Genomic DNA, 9,623 nt, shown 5'->3' on the forward strand with positions numbered 1-9,623 from the left:
CCGGGAGCCCGGACGGGTGAGGGCCCGGGTCGGGAGTCGTTCAGGGCGCGGCGATGAGCGCCTTGCGGAACTGCTCGATCACCTCGTCGAGCATCCGGGCGCTCTCCGGCCGGACGCGGAGTGGACCACCCTCGGCCACCGTCGGTGTGTCGGGGTGCGTGCCGCGATGGACATCGGGCTCAAGATGAGTATCGAGCAGGAAGAAGCCCTGCACCACATGGCGGGCGCCCAGGGAGTGGACCACCGGGCGGAGCGCGTAGTCCAGCATCAGCACATGGGCCGGGCTGCCGCCGGTGGCCAGCGGCAGGACGGCCTTTCCGGTGAATCCGTACTGCGGCAGGACGTCCAGGAAGGTCTTCAGCAGGCCGGAGAAGCTCGCCTTGTAGGCCGGGGTGGCCAGCACGATGCCATCGGCCCGGGCGACCCGCTCCACCGCCGCCGCGATCGCCGGCTCGGCCGGGTCCGCGCGGAGCAGCGGTGCGGCCGGGAGGGTACGCACCCGGAGGTGGCCGGCCCGCCACTCGTACTCGGCCAGCCGCCGTGCCACATGGCCGGCGAGCAGCTCGGTCTTGGAGGTCGGTGACGGACTGCCGGATATGACCAGAACGTTGGACACGGTCGCCCCCAGGGCGGATCGGAACGGGCCGGTGCGGAGCAGATGCGGGCGGTACGGGCGGGCCGGGCGGTACGGGACGGGGTGGTACGGGACGGGGCAGGGCGCGGCGGGCGGGCCCGGCGCCACGGGACCGGACGGGCGGCACGGTGCGGGGCGGACCGGTATGGAGCAGGAGCGGTCGGTACGGGGCGAGGCGGATCGCCCGGGAAGCGGGGCGGCCCTCCCGCGCTGGGTGCCGCGGGGCGGGCGGGGCCCGGGGGGGTGTCTCCCGGGCCCCGCCCGCCCCGTTCTCAGGCCGGCCAGCCGAAGGCGCTGACCACGTCCCGGTCACGCTGCGGCTCGGGGTCGTTGAAGACGAAGCACCGGGTGTTGTTGACGTTGCCGCCCGCCGCCTGGGCGGTCGAGAAGATCAGCACCGGCTTGGGGGCGCCGTCCCGGGTGACGAAGTTGGCGCGGAAGTTGATGATCGGGGAGTCCTCGTCCCAGCGGGAGAGGAAGTCGTCCAGCAGGCCCTGGTCCTCGTAGATCTTGCGGATGTGGCCGCCCACGTACTCGGTCGGCGCGGAGCTGTACTCGACCAGCGCCACATCGGCCGGGTTGGCGTGCATCACCTGGCCGTTGACGCCGATCAGGTGGATGGCGACCGGCGCGACCTCGTAGAACTCGCGCAGGATCTCCTCGTCCTTGGCGGTGGGCGCCAGGGCGGGCTGCTCCCGCTCGTCCACGGCACGGATCCAGGAGGCGGCGTCGGAGGCGGCGTCCTCGGTGGTGGCGCTGGAGACGGGCAGCCGCTCGCCCAGCTCCGGACGGCTCACCCAGTGGACACGGGCACGGTCGCCGCTGCCCGCGACCACGGCGTTGACCGCGGCCGACCGCTCCCGGGTGCCGTCGGCGCTGCGGTAGGTGACCCGGACGTTCTCGAACCGGCCCTCCTTCTCCAGCCGCTTGAGCAGCCCGGGCACCGCGTCGGCACCGTCGACCAGGAGCCGGCCGCCCAGCCGGTCGCCCTCGCCGTTCATCAGGACGGACAGCGCCTTGTTGTGGAGCAGCACCGCTCCGGTGCGGTCGGTGACCGCGATGCCGACCGAGCTGTTGCCGATGACGTCGATCAGCTGCTCGACGGAGGGCGCGCCCTGCTTGTCAGTCGCCATGTCCACTCGCTTTCCTGCCGGAGGTGTTCCGGCATCGGATGGATCGCTTCGTTTGCGATTTCGGTTTCGCTCGGTCGGGAAGACCGGTGATGCCCGGGGCCGGCCTGGTCGTGAGCCGGGCCGGGGATCGGTGTGATCGGGGGGCCAGGGGTCGGTGTGGTCGGGAGCGGGAATCGATGGGCCCGGGGCGCGGACGCGTCGGTCCGGGTCAGTGGGATGGGGACGGGTCCCGGCTCGCCCGGACGACACGGGCGATGGCCGTCGCCGTGGCCGCCGGGCCGGTGCGGTAGTAGTCGTGGCCGCCGGGGAGGGTGAACGTCCCCAGCAGCGGGCCGGTGGTGAAGTCCCGCCACCCGGCCATATCGGCGGGCCGGGCGAAGGGGTCGGAGGCGCCGCCGAAGAGGGCGAGCGGCACCCGGACCGGCGCCCGGCCCGGGGCGGCGGTCCGGTGCTCCCGCCGCAGCCGGAGGTCCAGGGTGAGCCAGGCCCCGTCGGTGTCGTCCGCCCGGTCGGTGCCGGGCCGCTCCCGGCGCAGCGCCGCGAAGGTGGCGGCCACCAGCGAGCGCGGGGGGCTGCCGGGGTCGCGGGCGCCCGAGACGGAGAGGCTGCCGACCGCGTGCCCGGGGGGCCGCGCGAGGCGGACGGCGAGTTCATGGGCGAAGAGCGCGCCCAGGCTGTGGCCGAAGAGGTGGAGCCGGCCGCCGGTCCGCACCGCCAGGAGATCGGCCGCCCAGCGGTCGACCACCTCGGTGACGGAACCGGGCGCGGTCTCGTCCGCCAGCCGGCCGCGGCCCGGGACCTCGCAGTGCACGCTGGCCACGGTGTCCGGGAGCAGCTCCGCCAGGGCGAGGAACGGCGCGGTGACACTGCCGGCCGGCGGGAGGAAGACCACCACGTCGGCGGCGGCCGCCGGATCGCCCAGCACCACGAGGGATCCGGCCGGCCTCCGGCCTTTCGCGCGGTTCGTCTCGCCGCCCGTTCCGCCGGATGTCATTTCCGACCCGACCGGTCCCGGATTCCCGTTCATGAGAGAAAGAAATTTCGCTCGATGTCTTTGAGGGTACGGAAGGCGTCGAGATCGATGTCGTCGAAATCCATCGCCTTGCCGCGTAGTTCCTCGATGTGGAGCACCAGCTCCACGAATTGCAGGGAATCGACGATCCGGGTCTCGATCAGATCGGTCTCCGGATCCACTTCGGTCAGGTCGGGATTGCGCTGGAGAATCCAGGAGCGCACATCCTGCCAGGTCGCTGTCATCGGATGTCCTCGTCTCCGCCCGGCACCGTCACAGGCCCCGGGCGCCCGCCGGGCGCCCGGCGAAGGCGTGGAACGCCGCCACCCGGTCGGCGACCTCACCGGCCAGCGCCAGGTCGCCCGGGCCGATCGGGCCCCGGCGGTGGCCTCCGGCGCGCAGCAGGACCAGATGGCCGGTGCGGACGCCCCGGTAGTCGAGCGGAAGGGCCGCCGCCGAGTCGGCCTCCCACTGGCGCAGCAGCTCCAGCTGGTCCGGGTCGGTCTCCTTGACCAGGCTCTCGTGGCCGCTGATGACGAGGCGCCGGCCGCTCCCGGCCTCGGCCAGCTTCCGCACGCCGTCCAGCGCCCGGGTCAGCTCGGGCGGCGACTGCACCGCCGGCCGGCCGGGGGTGGCGGGGGCGTCCAGCGAGACGGCGGTGGCGAGGAAGGGCACGCACGCCTTGGCCACCGCCGGGAGCACGTCCTCCGGCGCGGGGGTCTGCCGGACGGTGGCGCTGATGTGCACGAGGAACCCGAGGTTCTCCTCGGCGGCCTTGCGCCCGGCGATGTAGCGCAGTGCGGTGTTCCAGTTCTCGGAGTTTCCCGGGCTGTTTCCAGGCATGAGACATCCTTGGGAAGGGAGTGAGCGGGGTGCGGAGACATGCGATCTCGACGCCTTGGCCGTTCCGTCGGCTTCGCGGCCTTCACCGGCTTCTTCGCACCGGCTGCTTCGACCTCATGGATCACGCGGATCGCACGGATCACGCGGGTCGAACGGTTTTCTCGGCGGAAGCGGCGAAATCGGCGGTACGCGCATCGGAGAGAATGCGAGCTGATTCGCTTTTTCTGACCCTAACAGTCGGCCATCGGCCCCGCAAGACCCTGGAATGGCTTCAGCGGGGTCAATTCTGCTTTTGCGGCGGCTCGTTGGAGAATTTCCCGGACAACGATGCCCGGACCGGCCGCCGGAAAGGGTCAGGCGAACCGCACGCCGGGGTCGAGCAGGGACAGGGGGCCGTCCGCGAGGTGCAGACGGTCGTTGCTGTAGTTGAGGGCGGCGGAGCGCAGGTCGCGCAGCGCCTTCTCCAGCCGGGTCGGTGAGTCCTGGAGATAGCCGTGGCGCAGTCCCACCGCGTCGACCAGGTCCTCGACGGCCCCGTGACACTCCTCGGCGGCGGTGATCTTCAGGCCGTTGAGGAGGAGTTGGGCGGCGGGCGCGGACAGGTCGTCGCCGCTCGCCACCAGTGCCTCGGTGCGGCGCAGCAGGGCATGGACGGTGTCCAGCCGCTGGCGGGCCCGGGAGAGCCGGGTCAGCAGCAGCTCCGAGGTGGTGTCGAAGCGTTTGCGGGTGACCGGGTCGCGGAGCAGCCGCAGCACCCGGGAGAGCGCCCCCGCCGCGGTGCCCAGCCACACCGCCGACCAGCCGAGATGGGCGAGCGGCCCGAAGACCGAGCCCGCGATCCGGTGGAAGGCGCCGTGCTCGCCGACGAGTTGATGGGCGGGGACGGTGCCGGTGAGGGTCAGCGGAAGGCTGTGGCTGGCGCGCATGCCCATGGGGCACCACACCCCGTCGGCCACCACCTCCAGTTGCCGGCGATGGGCATAGACGAGGGAGACCTGGTGGTCCGCCGTGGCGTGCGGGCTCCGCATGGTGATGAGGAAGCCGTCGGCCTCGGTGCCGCCGGTGACGATCGGCGCCGTCCGGTCGATGCGCAGGGTGTCACCGGTCTCGGTGAGCGGTGCGTACGAGCGGAGCAGATGGCCGCCCTTGCCCACCTCGGTGGTCACCGAGGCCAGGTAGAGGTCGCCGGCGGCGAGCAGCGGAAGCAGTTCCTCGCGCAGGGGTGGGGCGGCATGGCGGACGACCGCCTCCGACTGCTGGAGGTGCATCGCCAGGATCATCGCCACCGACATGTCGGTGCGTCCGAGTTCCATGCTGACGTCCACCAGGTCGGTGAGGGTGCCGCCCAGTCCGCCGTACTCGGCCGGGACCAGCAGACCGAGCAGCCCCGTCCGGCGCATCTCGGCCAGCGCCTCGACGGGGAACACGGCGTCGCGCTCGGTCCGTTCGAGGTGTTCCTCCGCGACCCGGGCCACGGCGGCGGTCCGCTCCGCGATCCCGGGCGCCGGACCGCCCGGCCGGGACCCGGCCCGGGGCGGGCCGGCCGCCCGGCCGCGCCCGGGGGCGTCCAGGTCCGGTGTCTTCGGTGCCGCGGTGCTCATCGGGTCTCATCTCCCCTGCTGGTGCCGTTCGTTCCGGGGGGCGCACCGGTGGCCGCGGCCGGTTCGGTACCGTCCTCCGGGGTGGCGCCGGCCGTCTGGAGCGCCCGGTGGTCGGTCTTGCCGTTGTGAGTCAGCGGCAGCGCGTCCCACTCCCGCCAGCGGCGGGGCACCATCGCCTGCGGCAGCACATCGAGCAGGGCGCGGCGCAGCTCCTCCGGCCCGGCCGGGCGGCGGACGCTGTAGTGGGCGACCAGTTCGGCGTGCTCGCCCTCCCCGGCGACGATCACGGCGCACTGCTCCACGGCCGGGTGGCGACTGAGCACCACCTCGATCTCGTCCAGCTCCATCCGGACGCCGGCGACCTTGACCTGCCGGTCGGCCCGGCCCAGGTAGTGGACGAGCCCGTCGTCGAAGCGGGCCAGGTCGCCGGTGCGGTAGAGCCGGCCGGTCGGTGAGCGCGGGTCGAAGGGGTCGCGGAAGAAGGCCCGGTCGGTGGTCCCGGGGTCGTTCAGGTAGCCGAGCCCCACACCGGCGCCGCCGACGAACAGCTCGCCGGACTCCCCCGGTTCGGCCGCCCGCCAGGTGCCGTCCGCCGCCCCGGCGAGCAGATACAGCGCGGTGTTGGCGACCGGTGAGCCGATGGGCAGCCGGGGCCTGCCGAGGTCGGTGGCGGTGAGCACATGGTGGGTCACGTCGTCCGAGCACTCGGTGGGTCCGTAGGCGTTGACCACCGTCACCCACGGAAGGTGGGTGAACACCCGCTCGGCCACCGCCGGATACAGCTCCTCGCCGGTGGAGAGCAGCCGGCGCAGCGAGCGCAGCCGCTCGCCGCCCCGCCGCGCCACCTCGTCCACGAGCCAGCCGACGACGGTGGGGACGAGCTCCACCACGGTGACCCCGGCGGTGTCGAGGGCGCCGATGAGCCAGTGCGGCAGGCGCATGGCGGTGTCGCCCACCACCACGATCCGGCCGCCGGCCAGCAGCGGACAGAGCATCTGCCAGAGCGAGATGTCGAAGACCAGCGGGGCCGTGAAGGCGACCGCGTCGTCCGGGCCGAGCCCCAGATCGGCCACCTTGGCCCGCAGGTGGTTCATCATGCCCCGGTGCTCGACGGTGGCACCCTTCGGCCGGCCGGTGGTGCCCGAGGTGAAGATGGTGTACCGGGCCTCGGCTGAGCGGTCGGCCCCGTCGGGACGCGGCAGCGCGGTGCCCTCCCCGCCCCGGGGAAGGGGCAGCACGGTGAGCCGCCCGGCACCGGCGGCCGCGCGGGCCGCGTGAGCGGCGTCGTCACCGGAGTAGTCCAGCAGCAGTACGGCCCCGCTGCGGTCCAGCACGTCCCGGACCCTGACCTCCGGCCAGCTCGGGTCGACGGGCAGATAGGAGGCGCCCAGGCTCTCCAGGGCGAGGAACACCACCGGGGTGTCGGCGCTCCGGTGGCCCACGGCGGCCACCACGTCGCCCGCGCCCACTCCGGCGGCCCTCAGGCCGTCCCGTACCGAGGCCACCCGGCCCAGCAGCGCCCGGTAGCTCAGGGTCCGCGCACCGTCGACCACGGCGGGGCGCTCCGGTTCGCGCTCGGCGTGCCGGATCACCTGGTCCAGCAGCGCGGTGGCGGTGTCCCAGTCGCGGACCTGGCGCAGCGCCAGCGCCTGGGCGCGGGCCACGGCCCCTTCGGCCAGCGGGAGTTCGGCGCGTATCCGGTCCGGTGCCGGGGTGTGCCGGGGAATGGTCGTCACCGGGACACCGCCTCGGCGGCCGGGGCGGTGTGCCGCCGCAGGTCGTGGAAGAAGCCGGGCACCGGCTGGAGTCCGCCGGTCTCCCGGGCCCGCGCGTGGACGTACCCGCCGACGGTCAGGTCGAGCACACCGAGGCCGAACGGCGAGAAGACGACGGTGCGGTCGGCCGGCGCGGCAGTCGCGCCGGTGAGCACGTCGTACAGCGTGCCGTCGATGAACTCCCTTCCACCAGTGCGCTGTTCGGCCAGGTGCACGGAGGTGTCCGCCTTGAGCACATGGTCCACGTCGTCGACGATGTTGCAGGAGTCCAGGATCACGTCCGTGCCCAGGTCGCGCAGCGAGACATGGAGCACCAGCGGGTGGTGGGCGAACCAGGACGGTTCGAGGAGGTGCGGGGTGCCCGCCGTGGTGGCGCAGACGACCAGGTCGCAGCCGCGGATCAGTTCCTCGGCGGTGTCCGCGATGTGCACGGGTGTGTCCTGGCCGGTGCCGGCACCGGTGCCGGTCAGATGGCCGGCGAAGCCGCGCGCGTACTCCTCAGAGAGGTCGTGCACCGCGTACCCGGCGGGCGTGGGGAGGACCGCCGAGAGGTAGTCGTGCAGATAGCGGGCGATGAGTCCGGTGCCGAGATAGCCGATGCGCCGGGGTGCCGGGCGCCCCGCGCCGAGCGCCCGGGCGGCGACCGCGGCGGAGGCTGCGGTGCGTACGGCGCTGATGATCGAGCTCTCCAGGCAGGCGTACGGGTAGCCGGTGGCGGGGTCGTTGAGGATCAGGACGGCGGAGGCGCGCGGGATGCCGCGCTCCAGGTTGGCGGGGAAGCTGGAGATCCACTTCAGTCCGTCGACCGGGTGGTCGCCGCCCACCGAGGCGGGCAGGGCGATGATGCGGGCGGTGGGCCGGTCCGGGAAGCGCAGAAAGTACGAGGGCGGGTTGACCGTGTGTCCCTCGCCGTGCAACCGATAGGCGCTCTCGACCAGTTCGACGGTCTCCCGCCGCCGCCCTTCGAGCACGGCGTGCACCGTGCTGCCGGGGATGACACTGAATTCCGGGGTGTCCGCCTGACTGCTCAAAACGTCTCCAGGATCGTGTGCAGGTCGTCCGCGCCGTAGTGGTCGGTGACCCAGGTGTCGTTGTAGATCGTGCTGATGTAGCGCTCCCCCAGGTCCGGTGCGATGGCCACCGCGGAGTGCGGGTCGCCCGGGTGCTGCGCGAACCACTGGGAGGCGGCGCTGATCACCGTTCCGGAGGAGCCGCCGAGGAGGATCCCCCGCGCGGCGAGCTTCCGGCAGGTGTGGATGGTGTCGACCTCATGGACGCGGATGACCTCGTCCACCAGTTCCGGGTCGATCAGCGGCATGGGGGCGCTGGCGCCCAGCCCCGGGATGTACCGGGGCCCGGGGGTCCCGGCGAAGCTCACCGAGCCGACGCTGTCCACCGCGATGATCCGTACCTGGGGCCGGTGTTCGCGGAAGTAGCGGGCGCAGCCCATGAGGGTGCCGCCGGTGCCGGCGCCGATGAACAGGGTGTCGAGCGCGGGGAAGTCCTTGGCGATGAGCGCCGCGGTGCCCTCGTAGTGGGCGATCCAGTTGGCCGGGTTCTCGTACTGGTTGAGCCAGACACAGGCGGGATCCTCCTCGCACTTCCGGCGGACGTACGCCTTGCGGGCGGCGAGGTAGCCGCCGGTGGCGTCGGGTTCGTCGACGACCACGACCTCGGCGCCCAGGGCGCGGATCAGGGCGACGGTCGCGGGGTTGCAGTTGGGGTCGGTGACGCAGACGAACCTCAGGCCCTTGGAAGCGGCGATCACCGCGAGGGCCACGCCGAGGTTGCCGGACGAGGACTCGACCAGGACGGAGCCGGAGGTGACGAGGCCGTCGCGCTGGGCCGCCTCGACCATCCGCGCGGCGGGCTGGATCTTGATGGAGCCCGCGAAGTTGAAGCCCTCGCACTTGAGGTGCAGCGGAAGGCCCAGGCTGGTCCGCAGGTTGATGTAGACATCGCTGTCGAGGAGTTCGTGCGCCGCGGTGATGACGGTCATGCGCTGCCTTCACTTCCGTTCATCCACGAGGATCGGGTCAATCCGCGCTGAGGAGTTCGTGGTGCGCGTGGCGCGCCTCGCGCCGGTCCGGCGGGTACGGCCGCCGACGCGCCTTCCGGCACACACCGCCGGAGCGGTGTCACCCGGGGCGCATCGCGTCCGGCGGTCCTCGCCATCGCCGGGCCAGCTTCACAGGCGGCTGTCGAGACCGGACACGAGGAACGCTCAACCCGCTGGCCGGAGCGGGTTTTCCGGCCGCCCGCCGGTGCTGGCCCGGCGCTGCCCGGGCGTGCCCCCGGTCATCTCGCCCGGGCCTCACGCGCAGGGCCCGCGGGGCGGGGGCGAGTGTGACGGGCGGCCGGGGCGGGCAGGATGTGCGCGGGCGGCGCCCGGCAGCCGCCCGGGCCCGGCGTCCCGGCCCGGTGGCGGGGCCTCGTCCAGGCCGGCGGCGGGAGCCCGGCGGAGTGTCACGGCGGGGCCGACGAGGCGTCGGCGGCCGCGAGCGACCGCGAGGAACGGAGCGGGGCGCGGCCGCCGGGCGGGGTGTCCCCAGGGGCCGGGCGGGGGGACGGGTCCCGCGGGGGGGCCCACGTCTCCCCGCCGGCCCCGGGGCCGCGGCCCCCCCC

General features: G+C 73.4%; 9 protein-coding genes. All 9 read right to left on the minus strand.

Annotated elements, in window-relative coordinates; genetic code table 11:
* Nucleotides 1-40: 40 nt before the first annotated feature.
* Nucleotides 41-616, minus strand: coding sequence for an NADPH-dependent FMN reductase (ssuE, locus tag NX801_RS29880; RefSeq protein WP_258791098.1), 576 nt, complete (start codon nt 614-616; stop codon nt 41-43).
* A 290-nt stretch (nt 617-906) separates the two neighbouring features.
* The gene (locus NX801_RS29885; protein ID WP_258791099.1) at nt 907-1,767 is read right to left on the minus strand and encodes a PAS domain-containing protein; all 861 of its coding nucleotides are present in this window, start codon (nt 1,765-1,767) and stop codon (nt 907-909) included.
* A gap of 208 nt (nt 1,768-1,975) precedes the next feature.
* Nucleotides 1,976-2,695 carry a thioesterase II family protein gene (locus NX801_RS29890; RefSeq protein ID WP_258791100.1) on the minus strand — a complete coding sequence of 240 codons (720 nt, stop codon included), beginning with the start codon at nt 2,693-2,695 and terminating at the stop codon, nt 1,976-1,978.
* Nucleotides 2,696-2,790: 95 nt separating this feature from the next.
* Complete coding sequence (locus NX801_RS29895) at nt 2,791-3,024, minus strand: acyl carrier protein (protein WP_258791101.1); 234 nt, start codon at nt 3,022-3,024, stop codon at nt 2,791-2,793.
* Between the two features lie 28 nt (nt 3,025-3,052).
* Nucleotides 3,053-3,622 (minus strand): hypothetical protein, encoded by a 570-nt coding sequence (locus tag NX801_RS29900; protein WP_258791102.1) that lies wholly within the window; start codon nt 3,620-3,622, stop codon nt 3,053-3,055.
* A gap of 353 nt (nt 3,623-3,975) precedes the next feature.
* Nucleotides 3,976-5,223 (minus strand): acyl-CoA dehydrogenase family protein, encoded by a 1,248-nt coding sequence (locus tag NX801_RS29905; protein WP_258791103.1) that lies wholly within the window; start codon nt 5,221-5,223, stop codon nt 3,976-3,978.
* Nucleotides 5,220-6,959 carry an amino acid adenylation domain-containing protein gene (locus tag NX801_RS29910; RefSeq protein ID WP_258791104.1) on the minus strand — a complete coding sequence of 580 codons (1,740 nt, stop codon included), beginning with the start codon at nt 6,957-6,959 and terminating at the stop codon, nt 5,220-5,222. The genes NX801_RS29905 and NX801_RS29910 overlap by 4 nt, the downstream gene beginning before the upstream one ends.
* Nucleotides 6,956-8,029 (minus strand): 2,3-diaminopropionate biosynthesis protein SbnB, encoded by a 1,074-nt coding sequence (sbnB, locus tag NX801_RS29915; protein ID WP_258791105.1) that lies wholly within the window; start codon nt 8,027-8,029, stop codon nt 6,956-6,958. Before sbnB ends, NX801_RS29910 begins: the two co-directional genes overlap by 4 nt.
* A complete protein-coding gene (sbnA, locus tag NX801_RS29920; protein ID WP_258791106.1) occupies nt 8,026-8,997 on the minus strand; it encodes a 2,3-diaminopropionate biosynthesis protein SbnA in 972 nt (323 codons plus the stop codon). The genes sbnB and sbnA overlap by 4 nt, the downstream gene beginning before the upstream one ends.
* Nucleotides 8,998-9,623 lie beyond the last annotated feature (626 nt).

The sequence above is a fragment of the Streptomyces pyxinae genome, from assembly GCF_024756275.1.
Lineage (GTDB): Bacteria > Actinomycetota > Actinomycetes > Streptomycetales > Streptomycetaceae > Streptomyces > Streptomyces pyxinae.

What these genes read in the sequence shown, in the direction of transcription:
- sbnA (WP_258791106.1), bottom strand. Translation starts at nt 8,997, where the DNA reads ATGACCGTCATCACCGCGGCGCACGAACTCCTCGACAGCGATGTCTAC.
- NX801_RS29900 (WP_258791102.1), bottom strand. Translation starts at nt 3,622, where the DNA reads ATGCCTGGAAACAGCCCGGGAAACTCCGAGAACTGGAACACCGCACTG.
- NX801_RS29885 (WP_258791099.1), bottom strand. Translation starts at nt 1,767, where the DNA reads ATGGCGACTGACAAGCAGGGCGCGCCCTCCGTCGAGCAGCTGATCGAC.
- NX801_RS29905 (WP_258791103.1), bottom strand. Translation starts at nt 5,223, where the DNA reads ATGAGCACCGCGGCACCGAAGACACCGGACCTGGACGCCCCCGGGCGC.
- NX801_RS29895 (WP_258791101.1), bottom strand. Translation starts at nt 3,024, where the DNA reads ATGACAGCGACCTGGCAGGATGTGCGCTCCTGGATTCTCCAGCGCAAT.